Source organism: Streptomyces sp. NPDC048516, assembly GCF_043199875.1.
Lineage (GTDB): Bacteria > Actinomycetota > Actinomycetes > Streptomycetales > Streptomycetaceae > Streptomyces.
Window position 1 is genome coordinate 379,316 of the sequence record NZ_JBICWS010000006.1, and the last position, 26,935, is coordinate 406,250.

At 69.7% G+C, this 26,935-nt stretch carries 29 protein-coding genes and 1 tRNA gene; 8 read left to right on the top strand and 22 right to left on the bottom strand.

Annotated features, from left to right (window positions below):
* Nucleotides 1-220: 220 nt before the first annotated feature.
* The 4 genes from ACGFR7_RS15490 to ACGFR7_RS15505 form a co-directional block, all read right to left on the bottom strand.
* Nucleotides 221-364, bottom strand: a complete 144-nt coding sequence (locus ACGFR7_RS15490) for a hypothetical protein (RefSeq protein WP_393318415.1) — start codon at nucleotides 362-364, stop codon at nucleotides 221-223.
* 316 nt (nucleotides 365-680) lie between these two features.
* On the bottom strand, nucleotides 681-839 hold the full coding sequence (locus ACGFR7_RS15495; protein ID WP_393318418.1) for a winged helix-turn-helix transcriptional regulator: 159 nt from the start codon (nucleotides 837-839) through the stop codon (nucleotides 681-683).
* 181 nt (nucleotides 840-1,020) lie between these two features.
* Nucleotides 1,021-2,037 (bottom strand): helix-turn-helix domain-containing protein, encoded by a 1,017-nt coding sequence (locus ACGFR7_RS15500; protein WP_393318421.1) that lies wholly within the window; start codon nucleotides 2,035-2,037, stop codon nucleotides 1,021-1,023.
* 270 nt (nucleotides 2,038-2,307) lie between these two features.
* Nucleotides 2,308-2,721 (bottom strand): ATP-binding protein, encoded by a 414-nt coding sequence (locus ACGFR7_RS15505; protein ID WP_393318424.1) that lies wholly within the window; start codon nucleotides 2,719-2,721, stop codon nucleotides 2,308-2,310.
* 111 nt (nucleotides 2,722-2,832) lie between these two features.
* Between ACGFR7_RS15505 and ACGFR7_RS15510 the strand changes: the two genes are divergently transcribed.
* From ACGFR7_RS15510 to infA, 4 genes are all read left to right on the top strand, one after another.
* On the top strand, nucleotides 2,833-3,681 hold the full coding sequence (locus ACGFR7_RS15510) for a helix-turn-helix domain-containing protein (protein WP_393318601.1): 849 nt from the start codon (nucleotides 2,833-2,835) through the stop codon (nucleotides 3,679-3,681).
* Nucleotides 3,678-3,947: a DUF397 domain-containing protein gene (locus ACGFR7_RS15515; protein ID WP_393318426.1), complete on the top strand. Its 270-nt coding sequence runs from the start codon at nucleotides 3,678-3,680 to the stop codon at nucleotides 3,945-3,947. Before ACGFR7_RS15510 ends, ACGFR7_RS15515 begins: the two co-directional genes overlap by 4 nt.
* A gap of 1,157 nt (nucleotides 3,948-5,104) precedes the next feature.
* On the top strand, nucleotides 5,105-5,896 hold the full coding sequence (locus ACGFR7_RS15520; protein ID WP_393318429.1) for a GNAT family N-acetyltransferase: 792 nt from the start codon (nucleotides 5,105-5,107) through the stop codon (nucleotides 5,894-5,896).
* Nucleotides 5,893-6,117 (top strand): translation initiation factor IF-1, encoded by a 225-nt coding sequence (gene infA / locus ACGFR7_RS15525; protein WP_010981942.1) that lies wholly within the window; start codon nucleotides 5,893-5,895, stop codon nucleotides 6,115-6,117. Before ACGFR7_RS15520 ends, infA begins: the two co-directional genes overlap by 4 nt.
* Nucleotides 6,118-6,341: 224 nt before the next feature.
* Here infA and ACGFR7_RS15530 read toward each other — a convergent pair whose 3' ends face one another.
* On the bottom strand, nucleotides 6,342-6,710 hold the full coding sequence (locus ACGFR7_RS15530) for a cupin domain-containing protein (RefSeq protein ID WP_393318432.1): 369 nt from the start codon (nucleotides 6,708-6,710) through the stop codon (nucleotides 6,342-6,344).
* Nucleotides 6,711-6,759: 49 nt separating this feature from the next.
* On the opposite strand from ACGFR7_RS15530, the gene ACGFR7_RS15535 reads away from it, so the two are divergent.
* Nucleotides 6,760-7,626, top strand: a complete 867-nt coding sequence (locus ACGFR7_RS15535; protein ID WP_393318435.1) for a helix-turn-helix domain-containing protein — start codon at nucleotides 6,760-6,762, stop codon at nucleotides 7,624-7,626.
* Between the two features lie 162 nt (nucleotides 7,627-7,788).
* Here the strand turns inward: ACGFR7_RS15535 and ACGFR7_RS15540 are convergent, their stop codons facing one another.
* The 9 genes from ACGFR7_RS15540 to ACGFR7_RS15580 all read right to left on the bottom strand — a co-directional run bounded on the left by ACGFR7_RS15540 (nucleotide 7,789) and on the right by ACGFR7_RS15580 (nucleotide 15,045).
* Nucleotides 7,789-8,016 (bottom strand): hypothetical protein, encoded by a 228-nt coding sequence (locus ACGFR7_RS15540; RefSeq protein ID WP_393318438.1) that lies wholly within the window; start codon nucleotides 8,014-8,016, stop codon nucleotides 7,789-7,791.
* 91 nt (nucleotides 8,017-8,107) lie between these two features.
* On the bottom strand, nucleotides 8,108-8,236 hold the full coding sequence (locus tag ACGFR7_RS15545; RefSeq protein WP_393318440.1) for a hypothetical protein: 129 nt from the start codon (nucleotides 8,234-8,236) through the stop codon (nucleotides 8,108-8,110).
* Nucleotides 8,237-8,510: 274 nt separating this feature from the next.
* Nucleotides 8,511-9,047, bottom strand: coding sequence for a SigE family RNA polymerase sigma factor (locus ACGFR7_RS15550; protein ID WP_393318442.1), 537 nt, complete (start codon nucleotides 9,045-9,047; stop codon nucleotides 8,511-8,513).
* A 126-nt stretch (nucleotides 9,048-9,173) separates the two neighbouring features.
* Nucleotides 9,174-10,376, bottom strand: a complete 1,203-nt coding sequence (locus ACGFR7_RS15555; protein ID WP_393318445.1) for a lipid-transfer protein — start codon at nucleotides 10,374-10,376, stop codon at nucleotides 9,174-9,176.
* Nucleotides 10,373-10,765 carry a MaoC family dehydratase gene (locus tag ACGFR7_RS15560; protein ID WP_393318448.1) on the bottom strand — a complete coding sequence of 131 codons (393 nt, stop codon included), beginning with the start codon at nucleotides 10,763-10,765 and terminating at the stop codon, nucleotides 10,373-10,375. The genes ACGFR7_RS15555 and ACGFR7_RS15560 overlap by 4 nt, the downstream gene beginning before the upstream one ends.
* On the bottom strand, nucleotides 10,752-11,945 hold the full coding sequence (locus tag ACGFR7_RS15565; protein ID WP_393318451.1) for an acyl-CoA dehydrogenase family protein: 1,194 nt from the start codon (nucleotides 11,943-11,945) through the stop codon (nucleotides 10,752-10,754). The genes ACGFR7_RS15560 and ACGFR7_RS15565 overlap by 14 nt, the downstream gene beginning before the upstream one ends.
* 1 nt (nucleotide 11,946) lies before the next feature.
* Complete coding sequence (locus ACGFR7_RS15570; protein ID WP_393318454.1) at nucleotides 11,947-13,203, bottom strand: bifunctional MaoC family dehydratase N-terminal/OB-fold nucleic acid binding domain-containing protein; 1,257 nt, start codon at nucleotides 13,201-13,203, stop codon at nucleotides 11,947-11,949.
* The gene (locus ACGFR7_RS15575; protein WP_393318457.1) at nucleotides 13,200-14,513 is read right to left on the bottom strand and encodes an acyl-CoA dehydrogenase family protein; all 1,314 of its coding nucleotides are present in this window, start codon (nucleotides 14,511-14,513) and stop codon (nucleotides 13,200-13,202) included. The genes ACGFR7_RS15570 and ACGFR7_RS15575 overlap by 4 nt, the downstream gene beginning before the upstream one ends.
* Before the next feature lie 226 nt (nucleotides 14,514-14,739).
* The gene (locus ACGFR7_RS15580; RefSeq protein ID WP_359003949.1) at nucleotides 14,740-15,045 is read right to left on the bottom strand and encodes a hypothetical protein; all 306 of its coding nucleotides are present in this window, start codon (nucleotides 15,043-15,045) and stop codon (nucleotides 14,740-14,742) included.
* A gap of 819 nt (nucleotides 15,046-15,864) precedes the next feature.
* Between ACGFR7_RS15580 and ACGFR7_RS15585 the strand changes: the two genes are divergently transcribed.
* Nucleotides 15,865-16,896, top strand: a complete 1,032-nt coding sequence (locus tag ACGFR7_RS15585; RefSeq protein WP_393318460.1) for a bifunctional DNA primase/polymerase — start codon at nucleotides 15,865-15,867, stop codon at nucleotides 16,894-16,896.
* A 225-nt stretch (nucleotides 16,897-17,121) separates the two neighbouring features.
* Here ACGFR7_RS15585 and ACGFR7_RS15590 read toward each other — a convergent pair whose 3' ends face one another.
* From ACGFR7_RS15590 to ACGFR7_RS15615, 6 genes are all read right to left on the bottom strand, one after another.
* Nucleotides 17,122-17,880 (bottom strand): class I SAM-dependent methyltransferase, encoded by a 759-nt coding sequence (locus ACGFR7_RS15590; RefSeq protein WP_393318463.1) that lies wholly within the window; start codon nucleotides 17,878-17,880, stop codon nucleotides 17,122-17,124.
* A gap of 102 nt (nucleotides 17,881-17,982) precedes the next feature.
* Entirely contained in the window at nucleotides 17,983-18,447 is a 465-nt protein-coding gene (locus ACGFR7_RS15595) for a GNAT family N-acetyltransferase (RefSeq protein WP_393318604.1), read from the bottom strand.
* A 282-nt stretch (nucleotides 18,448-18,729) separates the two neighbouring features.
* Nucleotides 18,730-19,131 carry a DUF4186 domain-containing protein gene (locus ACGFR7_RS15600; protein ID WP_393318466.1) on the bottom strand — a complete coding sequence of 134 codons (402 nt, stop codon included), beginning with the start codon at nucleotides 19,129-19,131 and terminating at the stop codon, nucleotides 18,730-18,732.
* Nucleotides 19,132-20,514: 1,383 nt separating this feature from the next.
* On the bottom strand, nucleotides 20,515-20,823 hold the full coding sequence (locus ACGFR7_RS15605) for a hypothetical protein (protein WP_393318469.1): 309 nt from the start codon (nucleotides 20,821-20,823) through the stop codon (nucleotides 20,515-20,517).
* Between the two features lie 10 nt (nucleotides 20,824-20,833).
* On the bottom strand, nucleotides 20,834-22,252 hold the full coding sequence (locus tag ACGFR7_RS15610) for a toxin glutamine deamidase domain-containing protein (protein ID WP_393318471.1): 1,419 nt from the start codon (nucleotides 22,250-22,252) through the stop codon (nucleotides 20,834-20,836).
* Nucleotides 22,253-22,452: 200 nt separating this feature from the next.
* A complete protein-coding gene (locus tag ACGFR7_RS15615; RefSeq protein ID WP_393318474.1) occupies nucleotides 22,453-22,767 on the bottom strand; it encodes a WXG100 family type VII secretion target in 315 nt (104 codons plus the stop codon).
* A 611-nt stretch (nucleotides 22,768-23,378) separates the two neighbouring features.
* On the opposite strand from ACGFR7_RS15615, the gene ACGFR7_RS15620 reads away from it, so the two are divergent.
* The gene (locus ACGFR7_RS15620) at nucleotides 23,379-23,564 is read left to right on the top strand and encodes a hypothetical protein (RefSeq protein WP_393318476.1); all 186 of its coding nucleotides are present in this window, start codon (nucleotides 23,379-23,381) and stop codon (nucleotides 23,562-23,564) included.
* A 141-nt stretch (nucleotides 23,565-23,705) separates the two neighbouring features.
* On the opposite strand, the gene ACGFR7_RS15625 is transcribed toward ACGFR7_RS15620, so the two are convergent.
* Nucleotides 23,706-23,792: transfer RNA gene (locus ACGFR7_RS15625), tRNA-Ser, on the bottom strand.
* 54 nt (nucleotides 23,793-23,846) lie between these two features.
* Entirely contained in the window at nucleotides 23,847-25,373 is a 1,527-nt protein-coding gene (locus ACGFR7_RS15630) for a S1C family serine protease (RefSeq protein ID WP_393318479.1), read from the bottom strand.
* Between the two features lie 629 nt (nucleotides 25,374-26,002).
* On the opposite strand from ACGFR7_RS15630, the gene ACGFR7_RS15635 reads away from it, so the two are divergent.
* Nucleotides 26,003-26,848, top strand: coding sequence for a glycerophosphodiester phosphodiesterase (locus ACGFR7_RS15635; protein WP_393318482.1), 846 nt, complete (start codon nucleotides 26,003-26,005; stop codon nucleotides 26,846-26,848).
* Nucleotides 26,849-26,935: the final 87 nt, after the last annotated feature.

A 26,935-nucleotide genomic window follows, 5' to 3' on the forward strand; every position in this document is an offset into this window, starting at 1 on the left:
AACCACTGACGCCGGGAAAGTTAAACCTTGGAGCCTTCTCGGGAGCTCTTTCCGCGAGGCCCCGGTACCTTGTCAACGGTAAAGGCGTAAATTCCCGCCAGGGCGAATATCGCCAGATACTGAGCCCAGGTGAATCCCTCCAGCACCCTGTCCACCGCGAGGAGCACACCGGCCCAGAGAACAGTGAATACAATCTTGCCCATCAGGATTTCCTAAGCCTTCAGGCGAGCGGCGAGAGGCAGGCGGTGACGCCGCCCGCAACCGTCTTCTTCGCGTTGTCCGAGGCGGCGCCCCTGCTGACGTACCGGCCGACGACCAGCGCCCCGGCCCCACCCGACACCGCACCCGCGGCAAGGCTCTTCATTGAATTTCCCCATTCAACTTTTCACACAGGGCGGTATGGGTCAGATACCGCGCCCGTTCTTGGTCACCCACGAACGTACTAGTCCGCATCTCCACCGGGAACCCGGTTGAGCGGATCTTGACACTTCTTGAGCTTGCGGATTCTGTGAAACTCGCACGTGGCAGTCCATCGCGGTGTTTCAGCCGACTGATAACTCAATGTCCGGCTATCCGCAGCAGCGGGGAACGCCGCGAAAGGCGAGGCAGGAACCGTCAACTCCCTGCGAGCCGCGCATGGTTCACTCGGCGTTCGCCCCCTCGGCGGACACGTCATCGAGTTAGGCCGCCCAGTGTTCGGACCACCGGTGCAGCCCCCGCAATTCGTCGGATGCACCCCTGCCCAGCGCGGTGAGGCGATAGCCCTCCTCGGTATCGCGTTCCACGAGTCGGCCTTCCTGCAGTTCGGTGAGGCGCTGCTGCAGCACGCTGGAGGACATGCCGTCGCGCCGCTGCGGCAAGGGGCGAAACCCAGGGCTCCGCCCCGCAGTTCCCCCATGATGCGCAGGGTCGGCCTGCGCGACGGTCGACGTCCTCATGAAGGTTCTGCGCTGTCCCGTTCCCTTCCGTAGGGAGTGAGGAAGCGGCCCGCAGGGGGTCAGGAAGCGGCCCGCTGTTCCGTTACGGACGCGGCCGGGGGCGGCAATCGCGGCACAGGCCCGGGGCCGGGGCGCGGAAGGCGCGTTCGCAGCCGTCGCAGGTCTGGAGCGGGGGTGGCGCCTGTGGTTGGGGGGCGGAGGGAGGCGCCGCCGGGAGGGGCAGAGGAAGGAGCACCGCAAGCCGGTGGGCGAGCAGGGCCGCCGGGTGGCGGAGCGTGGGTGGGAGGCCTGCGGTCAGGGCGCTGCGTACGGCGTCCGGGGCGACGCCGCGTTCCAGCCAGGCGGCGACGGGCGGGGTGAGGCGGTGAATGTCCTGTACGGAGAGCAGCAGGCGGGCGTCGTCGCGGCGGAGGTGCGCGCGGGGCACGGGCTCCGGTGAGCGTGATGCGGGGGATGGCTGCGGTGCGGGCGAAGGCGGAGCCGCGGGCGAAGGCTCGGGTACGGGAGAGGGCTGCGCCGTGCGGGCAGGCTGCGGGGGTTGCCTTACGGGGGCCGGAGCCAGGACCGGGGCCAGCGCCGGGTTCGGGACCGGCGCGGGAGGCGGCGGTTCGACGGCCGTACGGCGTTTGGCCTGCTCGGCGGCGTCGCGCGCACGACGGGCGCGGGTGGCCTCCGGGTTGTTGTACGAGATCGTGAGCGTGACCACCCGGCCGTCGTCGGTGCGCCGCCGGACCCGTTCGAGATAGCCGTACGCCTCCAACTCCCGTAAGGCGGCGGCGATCCTGCCCCTTCCCTCGGGGAAGCGCTTGGCCAGCGTACGGATGTCGACCGGCGCTCCCTCGGGCAGCGACTGGATGTGGGCGGCGAGCCCGATCGCCAGGCCGGACAGGGAGCGGTGCTGGGTGAGGCAGTTGCCGACGATCGTGTAGCCGGGGTCCTGGTACTCGGTGACTTTGCGGACGCCGGCCGGGGATCGTCGAATCTCGTGCTGGGCGCGCGCAGGCGCATTAGACTTCTGTTGAGCCATCAGGAAGGTCTTCTCTTCCTCGGTGGTCAGGCCCTCGATCGGGATGCCAGTCCCGGCCGGGGGCCGTCGCATGTGTGCGGGTGGGTGCGGGATTGCGGGGGTGTCGTTACCGAGAGTGCCGGGGCGAGGGCCGCGGAAGCGAGTCTTCCGGTCATGGATCACCCGCGCGAGTGACGGCGGGGGGCGCACCGGGGTGGCGTCAGGCTGGGTCGGGCTGGGTTGGATGGGTTTCTCTACCTGCGGTTATGGGTCTTTTACCGGCCCAAACCCCGGCCCGCGGCGGACCGGCGCCCGGTTTCCCGGCCTCCGGTCGGCGGGCGGCCGGTCTCCTCACCCGCGGTCTCATCGACCCCACATCGGAAGGTCGAATTCCGCCCACACCGTTTTGCACGGGACCGGCCCCCGGCAGGTGCCCCACCGGTCGGCGAGCGCATCGACAAGGACCAGCCCGCGACCCGATTCCCGTAGCCCTGACGACTGCAGGACCGGAAGCCGGTCACCGCGCGCGTCCGTCACCTCGATACGGAGCGTGTCCGCGTCAGCCAGGACGGCGAGGCGGAAATCGCGCCCCGGTACGCGCCCATGCGTGGCGGCATTCGCGGCCAGCTCGGCGATCACATGAGCCGTGGACTCGAACGGCAGGCCCCACGAGCGGAGTTGTTCAGTGGCAAGCAGGCGCGCGAGGCGCGCGCCCCGACGGGTCGCGGAGAGTTGAACCTTGAACTGGAGCTTGTACTCGGCGATTTCCTGATTCATGTCACTCAGCGTGGTCGTGGGTGCTTACGCTGAATAGTGATGGCGCCAGTACTCATGGTGATGTCCACGGGTTGTCCAGAGGCGTCCCCGCTGTCCAGGAGGTGGAAGTGGATGAATGTTGACGCTGTGGAAGACGGGGGTTGGGAACTTGACCCGGAAGACGACGCACAGGCGACCGTCGAGACGGTCGGGCGCCAGCTGAAGCTGTGGCGGGAGGCGGCGGGGCTACGCCCGGCCGAGTTCGCGGCGGCCGTCGGCTACGGAGAGAACCTGATCTACAAGATCGAGCGCGGCGCCCGCATCCCACGCCCGGAGTTCCTCGACAAGGCAGATGAGGTCTTAGGCGCGGACGGCAAGGTCGCCGCCATGAAGAAGGACGTGGAGCAGGCCCGATATCCGAAGAAGGTAAGGGACCTGACGCGGTGGGAGTCCGAGACCGTCGAGCTGGGCTCGTACGAAAACCACAACCTGCATGGCTTGTTGCAGACCGAGGAGTATGCGCGGGCGCTCTTCGAGATGCGGCGGCCTGCATGGACGCAAGACAAGGTAGACCGCGAGGTCGCCGCCCGCATGGCCCGACGGTCGATCTTCGACCGCACCCCCGCCCCGGCGCTCACATTCGTCCAGGAAGAGGTGACACTTCGCCGTCCTCTCGGAGGCACAATGGTCTTGCGTCCGCAGCTCGAACGATTGTTGGAGGTGGGCAAGTTGCGGAACGTCGAGATCCAGGTGATGCCGACGGACCGCGAGGACCACGCAGGTATGGGCGGCCGGATCCAGCTACTCAAGTTCGGCGAGGGCTCAGTTGTAGGTCACTCCGAGGGGCAATACGGCAATCGCCGCGTCTCCCACCCAAAGGAGATCCAGGTCCTTGAGCTGCGTTATGGCATCATCCGGGCCCAGGCTCTCACGCCCCGGGAGTCACTGGCCTTCATCGAGAAAGTGCTGGGAGAGACATGACCCTCAAGCCCTCTGCGGTGAACGCTTCCGTGCTGGAGCGGACGAAGAGCAGCTACAGCGACAGCAGTAACGGGAACGACTGCATCGAGGTCGCCTGGCGGAAGAGCAGCTATAGCGGCGACAGCAACAGCAACGAGTGCATCGAGGTCGCCACCACCCCCGACACCATCCACATCCGCGACTCCAAGAACCCTCAGGGCCCGCGGCTGCACCTCCAGCCGGCGGCCTGGGCCGACTTCGTCGCGTTTGCCGTCGAAGGGGGTTGAGCGCACGGCTGCTGCCGTGGGTGGGCTCACCTGAGCGGACTTGACGGACAGATCGGACGCCGAAGCCGACGCACCCGGCGCGATCCAGCCGTACCGCCGCGTCAGAGCGAGGCTTTCGAAAACCCGGGCGGCGTGTGAGACGCGCAGGTATCGTGATCATCTGTTCGACTGGCGCACGTTGGCAGGGCAGCGAGGCGCGAGAGCGCCATACCCGGAACCTCCGTATCGCCGATGCGGCACTCTCCGGTGAGTGTTCTCGTATCCCGGTGCCCGTCAGCCGACGTTGCCGAGTGCGCGCATGACCGGCGCGCACTCGGTGAGGAAGGCCGCGCCAAGAAGATGCAACTGGGGAAAGCTCCATGCAGGAAACGAGGGGAAGTTCCATGCGCGACAAAGTTCGTACGAACCACCGGGGAGCGCTGCGTCGTGCAGCTGCCGCCGCGTCTCTGACCCTGATCGCAGCGGCTGTGCCTGTGGCGCTTGCGACGCCGGCCTCGGCGTCCCAGTCAGACTGCACTGCATACCTGGCCGGGAGGGGCTACAAGGTCGGCCCCGGGGTGAAGCATGCATGTGCCGCTGGAACCGTCCCAGGCCCGGTGGGCAGCGACGCATGTTGGCGGGAGCTGCTGGACCTCCACGTCAAGGAGGCGTACGCAATCAAGGCCTGCGACCTGGCGTAAGAAGCGCAGATCGGCTTCATGGCTGACGTGACGCCGACATACTCCGGCCTCGGCCAGGAGTACGGCGAAGGGCGGACGGCGGTGAGCTCCGCGGGGCGCGATGCTCCGGCCCGAGCAGGACGACAACGCTGACAAGACCATCAGCCCGCACGTTCGTCCTCCAGCAGCAGGCTCCCGGGACCTGGTCCCGGGAGCCTGCTGTGTATACCCCTTCCTCTCGTTGGCTTGCAGCCTCATCTGCTGGAGACGCCTCAAGAAGACCGGATCCTGATCGCGTTACGAGCTCATAGGAAATGCGTTGAGTGCGGCGGCGCCCCGCTGCTACTTTCGCGGTGGACCGTGAAGTCGTCGTAGGGAGGTGAGCCCCCGTGAACACAGTTACCCGTGGGTGCTCCCTCAACCCGTCACGGTCCGGCGGCTGACGTTCGGTGCCGCCAGGAGCGCCTGAGACCGAGGCACTCCTGGAAGGAGACTCCGATGAACACGAAGCCCTTCACATCCGGCCTGAGCGGGAACGCGGTGGTGATCACGCGCGTTGCGGACAGGCAATGGCATGCACTGGATGACGACCTGGTGGTCGGCCGCGGACATGCGGAGCACCGGCCCGACGGCCGCTTGTTCGTCAGCATCGACGCCTGGCACGACGCCGTCTTCGACCGGCTCGCCGAGGCGATGCCGGCGGAACTGCCGGCGCCGCTGTACACGGTGGTCGACGAAGCCGACATCGAGCTGACGGCCGGCTGGCGGCGGGCCGGTTTCACGGTCCGGCGCCGCGAGTGGGAGTACGTCGTGCCGACCGACCCGCAGGTCACAGGGCTCGAAGCAGCCCTGCCGCCTTCGGGCGTGACGGTCGTGCCCGCCGGTCAGGCGGACGAGAGTCTGCTGCGGGCGGTGGACCGCGCGATCCGTGACGAAGTCGAGGCGACCGTCGGGTGGCAGTCGATGCCCGCGGAGGTAATTCCCCGCCCCGAAGGCGACACCATCGTCGACCCGTCGAAGTACGCGGTGGCCGCGGCGCCGGACCGCTACCTGGGTCTGATCCGCGTGGTGACGGTGAACCGGCCGCGCATCGGTCTGATCGCGGTCCGGGCCGGCGAGCGGCGCCGCGGCATCGCGCGGGCGCTGCTGGCCCACACGCTGGGGACGCTGCACCGCTCCGGGTCCGCCGCGGCCTGGACCGAAGTCCACGAGTCCAACCAAGCAGCCTCGTCGCTGTTCGAGGGCATCGGCGCCCGGCCGATGAGCAGCAATCTGGAGCTGGTGCGATGACGAAGAACAAGAATGTCATCGAGGTCGAGGGCAAGGTCGTCGAGTGCCTGCGCAGCGCCATGTTCACCGTGGAGCTCGAGAACGGCCACCAGGTGCTCGCGCACATCAGCGGGAAGATCCGCAAGAACTACATCAAGATCATGCTGGAAGACCGGGTGCTGGTGGAGCTCCCGCCGTACGACCTGACGCGCGGCCGGATCGTGTTCCGGTACCGGAACTAGCGGCGGTCGGCCCCCTTCGCGGTGGCTGATCCTGGGCCCCGGTCACGGCGTTTCCGTGACCGGGGCCCCAGGATGGCTCGCACGGCTGCGGCGGCCGCCGCTCCAGCGGCCGCCAGGAGGCCTGGCCAGAGGCGAACCCCAGCCAGGGGCCGCAGTTGGCAGGCGATGTCGTTGCGCCGCCCGGGCCGACTTCGTCGCGTACGCCGCGGAGGGGCGCTGACGAGTCAAAGGGCCTCGGGTGCTTTGCTCCTGGGCCCGCCCGCGTCACCCGTGTTGAGCGTGCCCGCCGGTTCGAGCAGGAGGATGGCGGTCTCCTCCTCGGCCACCGGGCAGTGCTCGACGCCTCGGGGGACGACGTACAGCTCGCCGGGTCCGAGCTCCACCTCGCCGTCCCTGAGCTGGAGAATGAGCCGGCCACTGACGACCATCATCAGTTCGTCGGTCTCGTCGTGCGTGTGCCAGACGAACTCCCCCTTCAGCTTCGCGAGTTTGACCTCGTAGTCGTTGATGTCAGCGATCTTCTTCTGCGACCACAGGTCGCTGAACTGCGCGAGCTTGTCGGTGAGATTGACGGGAGCGGGAGTATTGGTCATGCCCTGAGATTGCCGTGCCCGTGCTCCGGCGGTCTTGTACGTTCCTGGCATGACAGACGGCCCGCCCCGTACGGCGATCGGCCCGCCCCGTACGACGAATGGCCTGCCCCGTACGACGATCAGTGCCTGGCGGCCGCCCGTCCCGGGCATAGCCGAGGTCTTCCACGCGCACTTCACCGAGCACGCGTACCCGTCCCACACCCATGACACCTGGGCACTGATGATCCTCAGTGACGGGGCGGTCGACTTCGCCTGTGACCGCCACCGTCATGGCGTGACCGGGACCGGCACGGTCGTTCTGCTGCCTCCCGGGGTCGCCCATGACGGCAGGACGGTCACGGCGGTGGGCTTCCGCAAGCGCGTGATCTACCTCGACACGACCGTGCTCCCCGAGGGGCTGACCGGCCGCGCCGTGGACGGTCCGGTCTTCGGCGATGAGGTGCTGCGCCATCGCATCCACCTGCTGCACAGGTCCCTCGGTCACCCGGGCGACGGCTTCGAGGCCGAGTCCCGGCTGTCCTTCATACGGGAACGGCTGCGCTTCCACCTGGACGCCTTGCCGCCCTCTCGTACGCCGGGGCGCGAGGCGAATCGCCTGGCTGCCGCCTTACGGGAGCTGCTGGATGCCCGTCTGCCGACCGGCCTGTCCCTGCAGGAGGCCGCCATCGTCCTGCACGCCCACCCCACCCATTTGATCCGCTGCTTCAAGCAGACCTACGGCCTGCCGCCGCACGCCTACCTGACCGGCAAGCGCATCGAGCGGGCCCGTGGGCTGCTGCTCGACGGCAGGCGTCCGGCGACGGTTGCGGCCGCCGTGGGCTTCCATGACCAGGCGCATCTGAACCGGCACTTCACCCGCCATGTGGGCACCACACCGGCCCGCTATGCGACCGGGCTACGGCCGCCCCCGTCCTGAAGGCCGTCACCGAGCCTGCGGCAGCAGCTGAAGGCCGCAGGCAATGCGGGTGGAGGCGATGCCGGTGCAGGCAATGCTGGTGAAAGCGGCGTAGTGCTCGGCAGGTGTGCGGAGCGCCGGCCTGCCAGGGGCCGGCGCTACACGTCGTCCGGCTGCCGGGCGTCAGTTGGGGTGGGACCAGTGCAGACCGTGGGACCCGGCAGGGTTGTTCTGGCCGAGTGCGAAGACGGCGCGGCTGCCCTTCTTCTTCGTGACCAGAATCGTACGCATCCCGGTCTGGTTCGACACGCCGTCAATCATGCCGAACTTTGCGTCCCACCCCCAGAGCACCCCTTCCGACTTCTTGTTGCACTTGACCGTGGTGACCTTGGCCTCGGGTGTGTGGAGCACGCTCCGGAGGCAGCGGTGGGTTGCCTTGTTCTGGAGCAAGTCATACGCGCCCATGCCCGGCACCCAGTCCCACTTCTGGTAGGCGCTGCCGCTACAGGGGCGGACGGAGGCCACATGGCTGGAGCTGTCGCTCGGTGGCGGTGACGGCACCACTGGTCAGGGCGGTGCCGATCAGGGCAGTAGTAATGATGCCGACGCCGGCCAATTTGCGTGTGTTCATGTGCAGTTCCCCCTGGTTGATGCGATCGATCCGCATGCCTGACGGTGTACGGCGCCAGGCCTGATCACGAGCACGGCACACGAGCTGGCTTTTTGCAGGGGGATGGCCAAGGGTCCAGCAACCGGCTCTGCCGATTGCTTCGCCGGGCGTCGGATGAGAGGTCAACGAGCCTGCTGCGGCCACGGTGGGGGAGTCGGCCGCGGTGGTGGAGTCGGCCGCGGTGGGGTTCGGGCGGCCCGGCTGCTGTCGGGATGCGCTCCCCCGAGGCGAGGCCTCAGCCCGAGATCATGGCCAGCTCCGGGTCTTCCCGGAGTTTGGCCAGGGCGCGGGAGACGGCGCTCTTGACCGTGCCGATCGAGACCTCCATGACCTCGGCGGTCTGGGCCTCGCTCAGGTCCTCGTAGTACCTGAGGACGACCATGGCACGCTGGCGGGCGGGCAGTCGCATCACCGCGCGCCACATCGCGTCGCGCAGGCCCTGGAGCTCGGCCGGGTCGGGGGCGGGCAGCGGGTCCGGCTCCGGCATCTCGTCGACGGCGAATTCGTCGACCTTGCGCTTGCGCCACTGGGAGGTGCGGGTGTTGATCAGCGCGCGGCGGACATAGCCGTCCAGTGCGCGGTGGTCCTCTATCCGGTCCCAGGCCACGAAGGTCTTGGTCAGGGCGGTCTGGAGAAGGTCCTCGGCGTCGTTCGGGTTGGTGGACAGCGACCGCGCGGCGCGCAGCAGGACCGGCCCCCGGGCCCGTACATAGGACGAAAACGTCGGGAACACAGCGACGGTCGAAGCGCTGGTGCACACTGGCGTGGTCATGGGAACCACGCTAGAAGCGAAGGGTGGGCGAGCGGATCGCCCCAAGGTGCCGAAGCGCCATCCCTCTCAAGTTGTAGGGGTGGAGCCGACTCCACCTACTCCAGGGGGACGGGGGCCGGCGGACCCCTAGGTCCTGTCGCTGGAGGACCGGGCCGCCCCGCCACCGCAGTCAGCTCCCAGGATCAGCCCCGAGGTCGGGACTCCGGTCCCGGCCGTGACCAGGACGTGAGCGGGGCTGCCGGCCTGGTTGACGGAGGTGCCGCGGAGCTGGCGGACGGCCTCGGCGATGCCGTTCATGCCGTGCAGATAGGCCTCGCCGAGCTGGCCGCCGTGGGTGTTCAGGGGGAGGGTGTCCGCGGCGACGAAGTCCGAGGCCTCGCCCGGGGCGCAGAAGCCGAACTCCTCCAGCTGCATCAGCACGAAGGGGCTGAAGTGGTCGTAGAGGATCGCGACGTCGATCTCGGCGGGGGTGAGGGTGGCGGTGCGCCAGAGCTGGCGGGCGACCACGTTCATCTCGGGGAGGCCGGTCAGGTCGTCGCGGTAGAAGCTGGTCATCTGCTCCTGGGCGCGGCCCGCGCCCTGCGCCGCGGCCCTGATCAGCGCCGGCGGGTGGGGCAGTGCGCGGGCCCGCTCGGGTGAGGTCACCACGATCGCCTGGGCGCCGTCCGTCTCCTGGCAGCAGTCCAGCAGCCGCAGCGGTTCGACGATCCAGCGGGAGGCGGCGTGGTCGGCGAGGGTGATGGGCTTGCGGTAGAAGTACGCGGCCGGGTTGCGGGCGGCGTGGCGCCGGTCGGTGACCGCGACCGGGCCGAAGGCGTCCGGGGTCAGCCCGTAGGTGTGGAGGTAGCGCTGGGCGGCCATGGCGACCCAGGAGGCGGGCGTGAGCAGGCCGAAGGGGAGGTTCCAGCCGAGCGCCGCACCCTCCGCGGTGGGCTCCCGCTGCTGGACGCCGGAGCCGAAGCGGCGGCCCGAGCGCTCGTTGAACGCGCGGTAGCAGACGACGACTTCGGCGAGGCCGGTGGCGACCGCCAGGGCCGCCTGCTGGACGGTGGCACAGGCCGCGCCGCCCCCGTAGTGGACCCGGGAGAAGAAGGACAGCTCGCCGATACCGGCCGCCTGCGCGACGGTGATCTCGGGGTTGGTGTCCATGGTGAAGGTGACCAGGCCGTCGACGTCCGACGGGGTCAGCCCGGCGTCGTCGAGGGCGGCGCGCACGGCTTCGACGGCGAGCTTCAGTTCGCTGCGGCCGGAGTCCTTGGAGAACTCGGTCGCGCCGATCCCGGCGATGGCGGCCCGGCCGCCGAGGGTGTCGGGGCGGTGGACGCTCATGCCGTGCCCTCCGGGAGGCTGACGGTCACCGTGCCGGTGACGTGGTGGCCGATGCCGTTCGCGCCGACCACCCGCACCACCGCCGTACCGTCCGTCACCTCGGTGACGGTGCCACTCAACACCATGGTGTCTCCGGGGTAGTTGGGGGCGCCGAGGCGGATGGCGACCTTGCGCAGGGTGCAGCGCGGCCCGAAGTGGTCGGTGATGTAACGGCCGACGAGGCCGTTGGTGGTCAGGATGTTCATGAAGATCTCCGGGGAGCCCTTTTCCCGGGCCGCCTCGGTGTCGTGATGCACGTCCTGGTAGTCGCGGGAGGCGATCGCCCCGGCGACGATCAGGGTGCGGGTGAGGGGGATGGTGAGCGTCGGCAGTTCGTCACCGGCCTTCATCCGGTCTCCTTACGGTCGCCTTCCGGTCGCCTTCCGGTCGTCGTCTCCTCGGGGCTTCGCCACCCCTGGGTGGCGAGATCAGCAACTCCCCCAATTCGTCCAGGATTTCTGCCCCAGGACCCAGATACGCGGCCAGCTGTCTGCCCCACAGGAAATGCCGGTGGACGGGGTGGTCGACGTCGGCGCCGATGCCGCCGTGCAGATGCTGGCCGGTGTGCACCACGCGGGTGCCGGCCTCGGAGGCCCACCAGGCGGCGGTCAGCGCATGCGGCCCGGCGTCCAGGCCCGCGTCCCGGCGCCAGGCCGCCTCGTAGGCGGTGACGCGGATGGCCTCGGTGTCCATACAGGCGTCGGCGGCGCGGAGCTGCACCCCCTGGTTCGTGGCGAGCGGGCGGCCGAACTGCTCACGGGTGGTGGTGTGGGAGACCGCCCGGGCCAGGGAGCCCGCGCAGACCCCGGCCTGGAGGCCGGCGAAGGCAGTACGGGCCAGGGCGAGGACGTCGGCGTAGGGGGTGGGGCGGGGAGCGGCATCGGGGGCTGCGGGGGTGCCGGCGTACGTGGCCTCCGGCCGGTGGGAAGCGTCTCGCCCGTGCAGGCCTTCGGCGGGGGCGTCGTCCAGAGTGAGCCGGCCCGCCGACCACGGGGCGGTGGTCTCGACCGGGCCCCGCCGCACCCCGGAGTCGTCGGTGCGTACGAGCCACAGCGTCCGCGCCGTCCCGTCCGGCACCAGTACATGGGTGGCCTCGCGCAGCCACGGCACCACGGGGACGGTGCCGGTCAGCCGCCCCGTACCGTCCGCCGTGCGCTCGGCCCGTACGCCGCCGCGCCGCGCCGGAAACGCCCCGGTGGCGATCGCGTCGCCGTCCCGCAGCGCGGGCAGCAGCCGCGCCCGCTGTTCCGGGTCACCCTGCGCGCCGATCGCCAGCAGTCCGTACACACAGGTCGCCGCGAACGGCACCTGCGCCGTCGTACGCCCCTGCTCCTCCAGCATCAGCACGAGCCCGAGGAGGCCGGTCTCCTCCACCGCGCCCAGCAGGCCGGCCGCGCGCAGGGCCTTCCACAGCGCGGCGTCCGTGCCACCGCCGCAGACGGCAAGCCGCCCAGGCGTGGACAGGTCACCGAATATCCGCGCCGCCAGCTCGCGGGCCGCCGCCTGCTCCGGCGTGGGAGTGAAGTCCATGTCACCCCTCACCGCCCTCTTCCGCGCGGAAGACCGGAAGCTCCAACTCCTCGTCGACGCGCAGGAATGCGAGCCGTACCGGCATCCCGATCCGCACCTTGTCGGCGGGGACGCCCACGACATTGCTGACGATCCGCACCCCCTCCGCGAGCTCGATCAGCCCGACCGCGTAGGGGCCGGGTGCTTCCGTGCGGGGGCCGCCGGGGGCGTCCGTCTGGGGGCCGGGCCCGTCCGCGCCGTGCTCGTGCACCGTGAACTCGGGTCCCGTGAACTCGGGTCCCGTGAACTCGGGTCCCGTGACCTCTGGCCCCGTGAAAGCGGGCCCCGTGAAAGCCGGGAAGGACGGGTGGTGCATCACGACGTAGGAGAAGACCGTTCCCGCGCCGCTCGCCTCGACGGCGTCCCACTCCGCTGACCCGCAGGCATTGCACCCCGGCAACCAGGGGAAACGCAGCGTCCGGCACTCCGTGCAGCGCTGGATCAGCAGCCGGTGTCCGGCGACGCCTTCCCAGAAGCCGGCGTTGTCACGGTTGACGACGGGGCGGGGCCGTCGGGCCCGGGGCTGCTGAGGCGCCTCCGCCTGCTGATGCGCACGCCGCTGCTGGGGTGCCTGCGCCGGCTGAGGCGCCTGCGCCTGCCGGGGCGCCTGCACCTGCCGGGGCGCCTGCACCTGCCGGGGCGCCTGCACCTGCTGAGGTGCCTGCGCCTGCTCAGGTGCCCGTGCCTGAGCCCGTGACTGTGCCCGCGCGCGCTCGGCCGTCTTGGCGTCCCGTACCGCCGGGGCGTACTTGAGGACCCGGAAGCGATGGGTGCCGGCCGGTTCGCCGTTCGCGCGGATATCCATCCGCGTCGTGATGAAGTGCCCGGTCCCCAGCTTCGTGGTCTTGCGCGCCGACACCGACTCGATCACCGCGTCGAAGGTGATCCGGTCACCGGGGCGCAGCGGCCGCAGATACTCCTGCTCGCAGTCGGTGGCGACGATGGAGGTGTACCCGGCGCCGTCCAGCAGCTCGGACAGTTCGCCGTACGCCCCCGAGCGGTCGGTGTGGCCGGAGAGGCCGCCCATCGTCCAGGCCTGCAGCATGGTCGGCGGGGCGACGGCGTCCGGCCCCCGGTAGGAGGGGTTGGCATCGCCCACGGCCTCACACCAGTGGCGGATCATCGGCTCGTTGACCAGGTCCTTTCCCACGCCGGCGGTCCCGGTCGGCCGCCCCTCGTAGGCCTTGAGCTGCTCGTGGGTGAGCTGCGCCTGGCTCATCGCCGTCCCCTCCGCTTCCCCAGCCGCATCCCCAGACGCATCGACGCGACGATCTCCCGCTGGACTTCGCTCACTCCGCCCCCGAAGGTGTTGATCTGCGCCGCGCGGTTCATCCGCTCCAGCTCGCCGCCCCCGAAGGCGCCCGGCGAACCGGTCCGCACCAGGGCGGCGTCGCCCACCACCTCCTGGCACATCCGGTAGACCTCGACGGCGCTCTCCGTCCCGGCGAACTTGACGCCGGCGGCGTCACCGGGCCCGAGCGTCCCGGCGCCCACGTCATCGACCAACCGCCAGTTCAGCAGTCGGGTGGCGGCCAGCCGGGCATGCGCCTCGGCGAGCCGGGACCGCACCCATGGACGGTCGGCGGGCCGCTCACCGGTCACCGCATCCGGCGTACGGGCATGAGCCAGCGCCGCCTCGAAGGCATCCTCGGCCTGCATACCGATCGCCGCCAACGCCACGCGCTCATGGTTGAGTTGGTGCGTGATCAGCCGCCAGCCGGCGTTCTCCTCCCCTACGAGATTCCCGGCCGGGACGCGGATGTTGTCGTAGTAGGTGGCGGTGGTCGTCAGCCCGCCGACCGTCTCGATCGGCGTCCAGGAGAAACCCGGGGCATCGGTGGGCACGAGGATGATCGAGATGCCCTGGTGTTGCGGGGCGTCGGGGTCGGTGCGGCAGGCGAGCCAGATCCAGTCGGCCCGATGGGCATTGCTGGTGAAGCTCTTGGCGCCGTTGATCAGCCAGCGGTCGTCGCCCTCGCCCGCCTCTTCGATCGCCTCTTCGCCCGCCTCTTCGATCGCCCCGCTGGTCGTGCCGCTGGTCGTGCCGTTGGTCGCCCCGCTGGTCGGGCCGTTGGTGGACCCGCTTGTCGGGCCGCTGGTCGGGCCGCTGGTCGGGCCTTTCGTCGCGCGAGTGCGGAGCGCGGCGAGGTCGGTGCCGGCCTCGGGTTCCGTATAGCCGATCGCGAAGACGAGCTCACCACTGAGGATCCGCGGCAGAAAGTAGTCCTTCTGGAGCCGGGTGCCGTATTTCATCAGGGTCGGGCCGACGGTGTTGAGGGTGACCATCGAGACCGGCGCGCCCGCGCGGTACGCCTCGTCGAAGAAGACGAACTGTTCGTCGGCGCCGCGGCCCTGCCCTCCGTACTCGGTGGGCCAGCCCAGCCCCAGCATGCCGTCGGCGCCGATCCGGCGGAGCACCGCCCGCTGCTGGGCGGGGTCCTCGACCGGCCCGTCCGGCAGCACCTCACGGAAGTACGAGCGGAGGTCGGTGCGCAGCTGCTCCTGGCGCGCGGTGGGGGCGAGGTGCACGTCGGCGGCTCCCCTTCTGGTGGCCGTACGTCCGGTGCGCAGGGCCCCGGCGGACGAACACGAGGTCCCGGCGTACGGACGAGCGAGCGGGTTTCTGACTGTCCGTCAGAAACCCGCTCGCTGTCAAGGCCGGCGCAGTGAACCCCGGAGAAGCCCCATTCTCTCCGTGCCGCCCCTGACGCATCACCCCTCGGTCAGCCGCCGCCTCCCCTTGCGGCGGGCCGGGTCACCAGAGGTTGGTGAAGTTGACGGTGGCATTGGTCTGGTCGATACGCGTGGGGCCGGAGCCGTTCACGCTCGCGGTGTTGTTCTGATTGGAGGCGCCGGCGCCATTGGCGACCTGCTGACCGGTGGTGGAGTTACCGAAGTTACTGCCCCCGACACCGGTTCCCGTCTGACTCGTCGCCGCCGAGCTCGACCCACCCGTCGCAAAGCCGCCGTTGTCGGCCTGCGCCACGCCCGTGAAGAGTGCGGCCGCAAAGGGCAGTGCGGCAACAACGGCGATGACGCGGGCGGTACGGGTACTTGCCATGTCTCTTCCTCCTACGGAACACGACTGCTGGATCACTTGGGTCGCTTGGATCGCTTGGATCGGTCGGCTTGCCTGGATCGTCCGGACCACTCGGATCGCTCGGTCGCTCGGATCGTTCGGGCTGCTTGCGGATCGCTTGTGCTGCTTGGATCGCTTGTGCTGCTTGGATCGCTTGGGCTGCTTGGCTGCTTGGATCGCTCGTGCTGTTTGGATCGGCAGTGCCGTTTGGATCGGTCGTGCTGTTTGGATCGGTCGTGCTGTTTGGATCGGTCGTGCTGCTCGGCTACTTGGATCGGGGGAACTCGAACTCCGCTTGCGCACCGGGCAGTTGGCCGACCGCCACGATGCTTGCTTCGACGTCGCGCACTCAGGCTTGCCCATCAATCCCCGGCGAACCCGCCGCGAAGAGGCGATTCCCCCGCAAGCATGAGGGACCCCGGGTAAACCCCGGCCGGCGCACGACCTCCCCGTCAGCAGCCCTCGGCAGCACAGCACCCCACCACGGCCCGCCCTCCCCATGCCCGCGCGCCCCACACGCCCGGCCGCCACAACCGGCGCGCGGGCCGGTTCACGCGCGCCCCCCTTCCCTTCCTCGAACATTCGTACGAAAATAGATCCATGGCCTTGCACCGCCGCCATGGACGCCCCGCCGGAACACCGTCCGGCAGACCGACCGCCCCGCCGGACGGTAGAACACCGGCCTGCCCGCCGAACGCCGGGCCACCGGCCTCTACACCGAACACCGGGACACCGACCGCCCCGCCGAACGCCGGGCCACCGGCCTGCGCACCGAACACCGGGATACCAGCCGGCCCGCCGATGGAGGACCGACCCGACGCGCCAACGGAGATCGGACCCGAGCCGCCGCCGGAAGACCATCCCGAGCCGCCGCACCTCACCCTCCGCCCAACCAAACCCACCAGCCCTACCAGCCCCACTAGCCCCACCGACCCCACCGGCCCTACCAGTCCCACCGGCCCCACCGATGCGCACGCCGCCGCCCTCGCCCACGCCCTCCTTGCCGCCGAACGCGGCTACCCCGTCTTCCCGCTCACCCGCAACAAACTTCCGGCCCTCCGGTCCCCGCACCGCGGGCATCCCGAGGTCCCGCCCTGCCGCGGCGAGTGCGGCCGACTCGGGCACGGCGTACACGACGCGAGCACCGACCCGCTCACCGTCCGCCGCATGTTCGCCGCCGCCCCTTGGGCCACCGGTTACGGCCTCGCCTGCGGACGGCCTCCGCACCACCTCATCGGCATCGACCTCGACACCAAGCACGGCGCCGACGGCCTGACCGCCCTCCGCTTCCTCGCCGAACAGCACGCCTTCCCGATCCCGCCCACGATCACGGTCCTCACCCCCAGCGGCGGCCGCCACCTCTGGCTCACCGGCCCGCCGTCCCCCGTCATCGCGAATTCGGTCGGCCGGCTTGCGCCCGGCATCGATATCCGCGGCGCGGGCGGCTACCTCGTGGGCCCCGGCTCGCTCACCGTCCACGGGCGCTACGCCCTGGCGCCGGACACAACACAGCGCCCCGCCCCCGCACCGGACGCCCTGCTCGCACTCCTCACGGCTCCGCCCCCGTCCGCCCGCCGCGCACCCCCGCCCGGCGTCCCGCCCCAGCCCGCCGCGGCCCTCGTACGCTTCGTCCGCACCGCCCCGGCCGGCCAGCGCAATGCCCGCCTCTTCTGGGCCGCCTGCCGCGCCGACGAGTCCGGCCTCGGCCAGGAACTCGCCGCCCGGCTGACGGAGGCCGCCCGCCACACCGGCCTGTCAGCGCAGGAGGCGCGCGCCACGATCGCCTCCGCAGCCCGCCACCGGCAGGTGAGCGGCGAACGCGGGAACCCGTAGGGGAAGAGGCCGGGCCCCGGAACCCGTAGGGGAAGCCGGACGCGGGAACCCGTAGGGAAAAGCAGGCACGGGAGCCCGCAGGGAAAAGCGGCGGAGGGTCGATAGGGGAAGGGAAAGGGAAAGGGGAAGGGAAAGGCTCCGAGGCAGAGGCAGAGGCAGAGGCAGAGGCAGAGGCAGGCCAAGCCAAGCCAAGCCAAGCCAAGCCAAGCCAAGCCAACAGGACGATCAGCCCTGACGCGCCTCAATCAAGAACCGGGTCGTATGCGCCACGAACGCCCCCTCCGCGCGGATCAGCTCATCCAACTCCCGCAAACGCTCCCGGTACTGCGCAACAGTGAACCCGGGGACCATCCACACCACCTTGCGCAAGAAGTAGATGACCGCCCCGATGTCGAAGAACTCGGTCCGCAGCGACTCCGCACGCAGATCGACCACTTCCAGGCCGGCCGCCTCCGCCTCCCGGCGGGCATCCTCGGGGTGACGGGCCCGCCGGACGTGCTCCGGCTGCGGCCCCAGAAAGTACTCGACCAGCTCGAACACGCTCGCCGGTCCGACCTGCTGGGAGAGGTACGTACCCCCGGGCCGCAACACGCGGGCGATCTCTTCCCACCACACGGTCACCGGATGACGGCTCGTCACCAGATCGAAGGCCGCATCACCGAACGGCAGCGGCGGCTCATCCGCGTCGGCCACCACGACCGCGCCGAGCGGATGCAACAGCTCCGTGGCCTTGGCGACATTCGGCGGCCAGGACTCCGTCGCCACCATCACCGGCGGTAGCTTCGCCGCCCCGGCGAGCACTTCCCCGCCGCCCGTCTGGATGTCCAGTGCCGCCGACGCCCGCGCCAACCGCCCGCTCATCGCCCGCTGATAGCCCCACGAGGGCCGCTCTTCCGTGGCACGCCCCGCCAGCCACGAGAAGTCCCATCCCTCGACCGATACGGCATCGGCCTCGGCCACCAGCTCCTCAAAAGATCGCGTCATCCCCACACCCTCACTGCCAAGGAACCACCTGACCACCGATTTACTCCCCCCGGCCCGGCACCCGCTTCCTCATTCCCCTCCCCCTCTCCTCGCGTTCTCCCTCTACTCGACCACCAAGAATTCGAGCTCCGGCCGGTCCCACCTCACCGCCGGCGGATTCGCGGGCACCGTTCCGACCAACCTGGCGCCCGCACTGCGGTAAAAGCCCTCGGCAGGCGGATGCGAAACCACCCGCACCTTGTCGAGACCGGCACTCCGCGCCTCCCCCCGCATGTGCTCCACCAGCCGGCGCCCGATGCCGTACCCCTGGGCCTGGTCCGACACAAACATCAAGTCCAGCTCGGCCGGCTCCACCATCAGCGAATAGAACCCCACCTCCCGCTCGCCGCCCCCCTCCTCGCCGGTCAACTCCTCCACGGCGACAAAGACCCGATGCGCCAGGATGTAATCCGGCCCCACCCGATACCCCTCGACCATCGAGGAATAGGGCCCCTGATAAGCCCGAGATCTCCGCACCAGCCGCGTGAGCCGGCCCGCATCCCGTTCCTCAGCCCGCCGGATCACCACGTTCCCCCGCCACGCCCCACCGACCGCCCCCGCCCTACGCGCACCCACGGCGAATCTGCCCGCTTCCCACATCTCGACGACCACCAAATTCCATTCCCCACCACCACTCTACGGCACGAGAAAATCCCTGGCACCAACCTCTCCAGAACCCCCTGCAGCGAATAGGCCAAGAAAATCCCGCCATTCCTTCATCTCTGAGAGGAGCGCATCAGAATCAGAAAGAATTCAGAGATGCGCCAGGAATGCGCCAGGAATGCATCAGAAATGCATCCGGAATGACCGTCAGGACTCGTCGACCGACCCCGAGGAGCCCGAGCCCGCCAGCTCGCGCTCGATCCAGCGGCAGATCACGCCCACCACATACGCACGCTCCGCACGGCTCAACTCCCGCCCCTTGGGGATCTGGTGCCAGCGCTGGAGGCAATTACGACAGCATGTCGCGGTCGCATGTTGAGCGACGAACACCGGATGGCCGCGGTACGGGGTCTGCTTGCCGTCCTTGTACGGCTCGGCCGGTGCCAGCCGCTTGGCAATGAGGTCGTAGGCGTGCCACCGCATCGTCGCCGGGCCGCTCAACTCGGCAGTGGCCCGCTCGCGGCCGCGCAGATGAAACTTCGCACGAAACGGATGCCGCGCAAGGGCGTCCAGCCGTTGGTCGAGCGGGCGAGGCAGCGGATCAGACATCGAAGAATTCCCAGGAAAGACGGTGCTCCCCCTCGATCATATGACCGAAGTCGTACGCATGAGCCCGCCAGGAGAAGCAGGCGACGTCCATCGACGTATCCCCACGACTCACGAATGGTCCTGAAGAGCAGCCCTGACCTTCTCCCTGGTCCCTCTTGTCCCTACGACAATGGACATAGAACGTTCCGCGCTCGTCGGCTTGACGACATCAAGCGAACCCCGATGTTTCACGGTCTTGGATACGTTCGGGGAGGAGAGCTTCACCACCATCGCATCCCTCCCGCAGGAAAGGGATGCCCAGGTGCCGCCCGACCCATTAGCCGAAGTATGCGAGTAGGGCCCGTAGGGAAGGGCGACAGCATCTTGAGCGCCTTCTTTCGACCAAGTGTCGAGCACGTGAATGGAGAGATTGTTCTGGTCGCCCCCACGAGTCGTCGCCAGACCGCATTTCCGCTCCGTGACGTAAAGGATGATCCGGTCGGCCCCATCGCGGACCTCCCCGATCACTCGCCGCTTCTCCGGTCCGCTCGACCCGTCCCGCTCGGACAACGGATCGTCCGGCAGATCGACCACTGGAAGCTGAAGCAACCGCGAAGGCTCGGCGGAAGCGGAAGCGGAAGCGGATGACGGGAGGCCGGAACGATTACCTTCACCCTCCCCTGATGTACATGCAACGCACGCAAGCAACAGGGCAGTCCCGACGACCGCATGCTGTATCGGACGCCTCACCGGCGAGCCCCCATAGCGCCAGACGTCAGATCAGCTTGTCCACTGACTGAAGCGGATCCCGACGTACTCCACCACAAATCCACCTTCACCCCTTTACCAACCCTGCAAATATCGCAACTGGAACACATCCCGATAGATCTCAACGGGCGCCTTGAAAACCCCGCAAACTCCATATTGCCTTTGTGGCGTCTCCTGGCAGGACCGACCGCCTCGGATCAACTGCCCCGGGGAAAGGAAGCGGCCCCTGACCGGGAGATCGCCGGTCAGAGGCCGTTCCTCCGCGGAGCTCCGGGACGGGAACCCGGCGGCACATTTACGCCGTGCCGCCGCTCCTCGCCGCGGGCCTCGCTGATCACCGTCTCAGGCCGCCTGACCGAGGGCGGCGCCCCACACCCCCCCCCAGGGTGGCTGTCAGCGGCCGCCTACCCAGACGGATGGGCAGCCCCAACGAACTGCCGCTCGACGTCTCCGGCAGGAACGGACCGGGCGGGACGCGACCGGCCGGGACGACAGGCCGGGACGACAGGCCGGGACGACGAGCCGGAACGACGAGCCGGGACGACGAGCCGGGACGGTACACCCGGCCTCATCAAGGAGACCGGGGTGCACCGGCCCGGCGACCACACCGTCGACGAGCTCGCTCCACCCGGTTCGTCAGCCCCGTGGTCCGCGCCGCTGCAGGTAGAACTGGGCGGTTCCCTCCACTCCCATGTACGGGAGGTGCGTGATCCTACCGTCCTCCTTGTCGATGACAGCGCATCCCACCGCGGGCGGCGGCTGCGAGGGCGAGGCGGCAGGCGGAAACTGGTCCGGCAGGATGATGTACCCGTGGCTGAATTCCCGGGCGATCAGCTGCCCGGCACTGCCGTCGGGCCGACGCCAGCCGTAGTGGGGGCGAGCCATCTCCACGGCCTCCTCCGGAGTCCTGGGGCCCACTGGTGCGGGGGTGTTCATATTGTTCATCGAAACTCCTTCATGATGTGGCGAGCCGCGTACCGGGACGCATGGGCGTCCGGTCCGGCCCGAGGGGGATGTAGCGGACGTATTCGGCGCCGGGATGGATCGGGTGAGTGCCGACCACACCCGATTGCGGGTCCACCCAGTGGACCGTTCCGTGGTGGTTGACCGCGGCGAAGGCGTGTCCGCCGCCGCCGGGCCAGCTCACGCCGACCATCGCGGACGACCCGTGCCCACCCGCGATGAGATCGTCATGGACGGGCTTGTAGCCGGCGTAGCCCCAACCGCCCTCACTGTGCCCGGCCCCGGTCCACTTCTCCATGTTTCCCACGGAGTCGTGCTCCGGCGTGGCCCGGTCCAGGGTGCCGTCCGGCAGCAGGTCGGGGGTACGTGCGGCGGATACCCGAGGATTTCCGTACCACGTCTCCAGAAATGAACGCGTACTGTCCGCACAGTTGTTGCTGCGCCCCGGTACCTGAGGTCCGCCGTCATTCTGGTGCTGCACCCAGGACTTCGTGGGATCGGCGTGCTTCTCGAAGCTGCCGTCCGATGTCCTCGGCATGGCCTCCTCCAGCATGTGCTGGTCCAGTGCGCGAATCGGCCTGAGGCCCTCGGTGGAGCGGTCGAGAAGGGGCGTGCGGATTTCATCGAGACGTGAACTCTTCGCGAAGTGCGTGGTGTCCGCCCGTTCGAACTCGTGGCCCTTTTCACCCCCGGGGCCGGCAGCGCCTCCGATCGCTCCCGTGGCGACGTCCAGGGGATTGACGTGGCCGCCGTTGAACAGGGCATCCTGCCCGGCACCCATCGCTGCACCGGTGACCATCCTGCCGGGCATGGTGTCCATTCCCGTGGAGATCTTGCCGATGCCGGCGAGTACCGTGGACGTCCCTTCCGCACCCGTGGCCGCCTTGCCCACCGCCCGCGCGCCGGCGCCTGCGCCGGCGCCCAGCCCGCCTCCCAGGCCGCCGGTCTCGGCAGCGTCGAGGAGTTCGGTTCCGCTGAATCCGCCGTCGCCGAAGGCGATACGGACGGGCTGGGCGACGGCGACGTCGACCGCCACCGATTCCACGGCGCCGAACGCCGCACCCGTCAGCGTGGTGGCGGCGATGGAGGCGACCGTCTCGGAGACCGCGACTCCCACCGTCTCCGCCGCTGCAACGATCCCTGCCGTGGCGGCGCCCGCCGCGGCTTCGGAGATACCGGCGGTGAAGAAGGCCAGCGCGGTGCCGGCGACCAGCGTGGCACCGACTATCGCCGCTTCTTCTTCCAGCTTGTGTACGGCCTTGTCGACCTCGTCGGCGAATTCGTCCAACGCCTTGGCCATTTGCCGACAGGCGTGAGCCGTCTGGGGCAACCAGCCCTTGCCGTTGCTGTCGTAGCGGTTCCAAAAGGAGTGAAAGGCGTCAATGGCCTTCCCGTGATTTCCATCGATCACGCTGTGGGCTGCCTTGCCGGTGGGCCCTCTGACGTCATCGATGGCGGTGGCCATCACTCGCCAGGCATCAGCCGCTTGGCGAAGACCGTCCGAATCGGCATCAGGCCACCACATTCCTGTGGTCTTCTGCACAATTTTTGCAGTGGTGGACTCGCCCATTGGCGCCCCCTCATATTGCCCTGTTTGACGTCACTTTGAGGTCAGCGCCGGAAGTGCCCGGCGGCGTGCCGATCCCCTTCGGCATGATTGTCGGCATGATGCGTCAGTCCGTCGTGGACGCTGTCCAAGCCCTTGGCCAGGACGCCGAGCGCCTTGAGGATGGCATCGCGATGGGGCCCATAGGAGTGGGCGAACTGCTTTCCTTGCTTGTCATCGCCCCACGGCGCCCCGAGACCCTCGAGCGTGTGCTTCAACGTGCCCAAGGCCTTGTTCAGGTGCGCACTCTGCGTGCCGAAAGTCGGCGCCACACTTTTCATGTCCTCCGGGTGCACGGAGAACTGGCCGTTCTCGGCCATCAGGCCAATCCCTTCTTCCGGGCGGATGCCAAACGGCCAACCTAGAGCACGCCCCTTTGCGCTCCTTGGCCAAGCCGTGACTCCTGATGGCGGCACATCGACGCGCCCATCCGACGTGCCGACCGGAGCCGACCCGGGCCACGCACCGCCTCGGCGCACGACATCGCCCTGTACCGGACCAGCTGACAGCCCGTGGCCCCGACGGCGAGCCGCACCCGGCTCCCCGACGCACGGTGAGAAACGAACGTACTTTTGAAGCTTCATGGAAGCCCCCTTGACCATCTCCAGCTGATCTTTTGAAGGTCCGGCGCGGGGGCGGCACCGACGCATCGAGCGGCTCTTCCGCCCGGCCTTCCCTCCCACGTGGGCACCCAGTTGCAGAGGCTTCTCCTGCCTCCGTGCGATGCGCCGCCCCGCGCCCGTGCGTCCGCACCTCTCAGAATCACGTTCCGCCGGCCAGAAAACCCCGCAAAGGGCGGGCCCCCGCCGGGCCGGGTGACGGCCGCCCGGCCCGACGGAGACCCGCTGATGATGTCCGCCGCCGACCCTCGGCCGGCCGACGGCGAACACCCGCCCTATCGCCAGAGCAGGCCGCGACTCCGCTCGCCGCGGTGCCGTACTCCCTTCGGCACGCCGGGGTATCCCTGTGGCTCGCCTCCGGCGTCGATCCGACCGAGGTCGCCCGCCGGGCCGGCCACAGCGTGGCCGTGCTCTCCCGCTTCTACGCCAAAGTGCTCGACGGCAAGCGGGACCAGGCCAACGAGCGGATTGAGCGGGCCCTCCGGGAAGCCGAGTAGGCCGGGTTCCTCGTCCACATCCCGTCCACACGGGCTGATACACGGCGGGCCGGGGCGGCCCTGAGTGAGACAACATGCGGGTGGGCGACGGCCCCGGATCGCTCCAGAACCGCCGCCCACCTGCATGTTTTCCTACCTCTGCGGAGGCTGTGGGATTTGAACCCACGGTGACGTTGCCGCCACGACAGTTTTCAAGACTGTTCCCTTAGGCCGCTCGGGCAAGCCTCCCCGCGGCACCGCGGCGCGCGGGGCGCTTGGGTGTCGCGGGATCAGACTAGCGCGTCACTTGTCGCCCGTGCGCTGGCCCAGGGTGACCTGGGTGGTGTGCTCCTTGCCGCCGCGCTTGTAGGTCAGGGTGACCTGGTCGCCCGGCTTGTGCTGCCAGATCTCGCTGATGAGGGTGGGGCCGCTGTCGACCACCGTGTCGTCGAGCTTGGTGATGGTGTCGCCGGGCTTGAGGCCCGCCTTGTCGGCCGGGCCGTTCGGGGTGACGGCATCGGAGCCGTTGTTGCCGGTCCGGGCGATGGTCGCGCCGTTGCCGGTGTCCCGCATGCCGACCTGGACGCCGATCTGGGGGTAGACCGGCTTGCCGGTCTTGATCAGGTCCTGCGCCACCCGCCGCGCCTGGTCGATGGGGATGGCGAAGCCCAGGCCGATGCTGCCGGACTGCTGGGACTCGCCGCCCAGTCCGCCGCCGTTGCCGGCCGACTGGATGGCGGAGTTGATGCCGATGACATTGCCTGCGGCGTCCATCAGGGGGCCGCCGGAGTTACCGGGGTTTATCGAGGCGTCCGTCTGCAGGGCGCTCATGTACGAGGCGCTGGTGCCGCCGCCGTCGCTGGAGGCCACCGGGCGGTCCTTGGCGCTGATGATGCCGGTGGTGACCGTGCCGGACAGGCCGAAGGGCGCGCCGATGGCGATCGTGGCGTCGCCGACCTGCACGTTGGAGGACTTGCCGAGCGGGAGCGGGTTGAGCGGGGCGCCGGAGGTGTTCTTGAGCTTGATCACGGCGACGTCGTAGCCCTGGGCACGGCCGACGACCTCGGCGTCGTACTTCTTGCCGTTGGAGAACGTCGCGGTGAGCTTGCCGCCGTCGGCCGCGCTGGCGACGACGTGGTTGTTGGTGAGGATGTGGCCCTGCTTGTCGTAGATGAAGCCGGTGCCCGTGCCGCCGTCGCCGGTGGCACCCTGCGCCTCGATCGTCACGACGCTGGGCAGCGCCTTCTGCGCTATCCCGGAGACGGAGGTGGGCTTGCGGTTCAGCGCCCCGGGGTCGCCGGACGCGGAGACCGTCGTCGAGTCGCTGTCGCTCTGGCCCGCGGCCCAGAAGCCGATGCCGCCGCCGACACCGCCCGCGACCAGCGCGGCCACCAGGACGGCCGCGATCAGCCCGCCGTTGCGCCGCTTGGGGGCGGGGCTGCCGGTCGTGCCCCAGGGGTCGCCGCCGCCACCGTAGGGCGGCTGCTGGCCCCAGCCGCCGGCACCGGCTCCGGGGCCGGCCGCCGAGTAGGTGGGGAACTGGCTGGTCCGGTCGGCCGCCGGGTCGTCGCCGGGGTGGCCGTGGCCGGGCCTGCCGTAGCCGGGCTGCGGGAGCCGTCCGTCGCTGTAAGGCGGCATCCGGCCCGGTTCGTCGAAGCCGGCGCCGGCGGCCGAGGTGACGGTGGGCGCGAAGTCCGGCGGCGGGGGCGCCGCGGGCGGGACGCCGGGAGTCCGGGCGCCGGAGGCGGACGCGGGGGCGCTGTCCGGCTGCGGCCCGGTCGGCGGCCTGGCCTCCGACGGGACGGCGGCTCCCTCGTTCTCGGTGCTCACAGCTCTCTCCTCAGCTTCACGACTGTCGGCGCCCACGGCCTGGCGGGAGAGTGTCCCCTCCGCCCGGTGCCTCAGCCAACTGTGCGGGGTCCGGGGCGGGCCGTTTCTTCCGGGGCTTGCGGTTCGGCCGCACCCTGGGGTGCGTCCGAGTGGTGCGGTACGGCGGGCCGTGCGGTCCGCCGGGTGGTGCGGTTCGTGTGGTGGGAGGCCCCTGGGCCTCCCGGTCCTCTCTTTTGGTCCGGCGGACCCGGCGGGCCCTCCGGTCGTGCGGCTCCCCCTTGCCGGACGGGGGACCCGGTACTCCAGCATCAAGGATCCGGGCAGTACGGGCGAGTCCCGGTCCGCGGATCACAGTCCGCGGATCAGGGTCCGCGGGCCATGATCCGCGGACCCGGCCCGCACATCCCGGCTGTCGCGAGACCCGGCCGCAGGTCCGGCCGGGCACTACGGGCCGGACGGTACGGGCGAGCCTCCCTTCACAGCCTTTCCCACCGCGCGTCAGAGCGCCGTAAGCCAAGGCTGTGACTGTCACCTCATCCTTTATGCCGGACAAAACCGGCGCACCCCCGGTTCCGCACCTCGGGGTACGCGCCCGGCGGCCCGGCGACGGTGGATGGCACGATAACGCGGTGACCTATGCACGCCCCGCTCAGGACGGCCGTCCGGGCCTTCCCGCCATTTCCGTCGTCGCCCACCGCGGTGCCTCCGAGGACGCCCCGGAGCACACCCTCGCCGCCTATCGCAGAGCGATCGAGGACGGCGCGGACGCCCTGGAGTGCGACGTCCGGCTCACCGCGGACGGTCACCTCGTGTGCGTCCACGACCGGCGGGTGAACCGCACCTCGAACGGGCGCGGCTCGGTCTCGGCCCTCGAGCTCGCCGACCTGGCCACGCTCGACTTCGGCTCCTGGAAGGACGACGGGTCCGCGAACGAGGCACCGGACCGGCAGCACGAGGACCCCGAGCGGACCTCCGTACTGACGCTGGAGCGGCTGCTGGAGCTGGTCGCCGACGCCGACCGCCGGGTCGAGCTGGCCATCGAGACCAAACACCCCACCCGCTGGGCCGGGCAGGTGGAGGAGCGGCTGGTCGAGCTGCTCGCCCGGTTCGGGCACACCGGACCGGCCACCCGCACCGACTGGACCTCCCCGGTCCGGGTCATGAGCTTCTCGGCGCGTTCGCTGCACCGCGTACGGGCGGCTGCGCCGGACATCCCCGGCGTCTACCTGATGCAATTCCTCACTCCGCGGCACCGCGACGGCCGGCTTCCGCCCGGCGTCGGCATCGCGGGCCCCGGGATGCGGATCCTCCGCGCGCACCCCGAGTACGTCGCCAGGGCGCACCGGGCCGGCCACCGGGTGCACGTCTGGACCGTCAATGACGCCGAAGATGTCGAGCTGTGCCGGGAATTGGGGGTGGATGCGGTCATTACAAACCGTCCCAAACAGGTGCGTAAGCAACTCGGCCTTGGCTAAAGCTCCTCACAGGGTGTGCACCGGCGCATTCGGGCTGTATTCGGTTATGTCCAGTGCGTCACTGTGTGCCGCTTGGCCGGTTTCCGG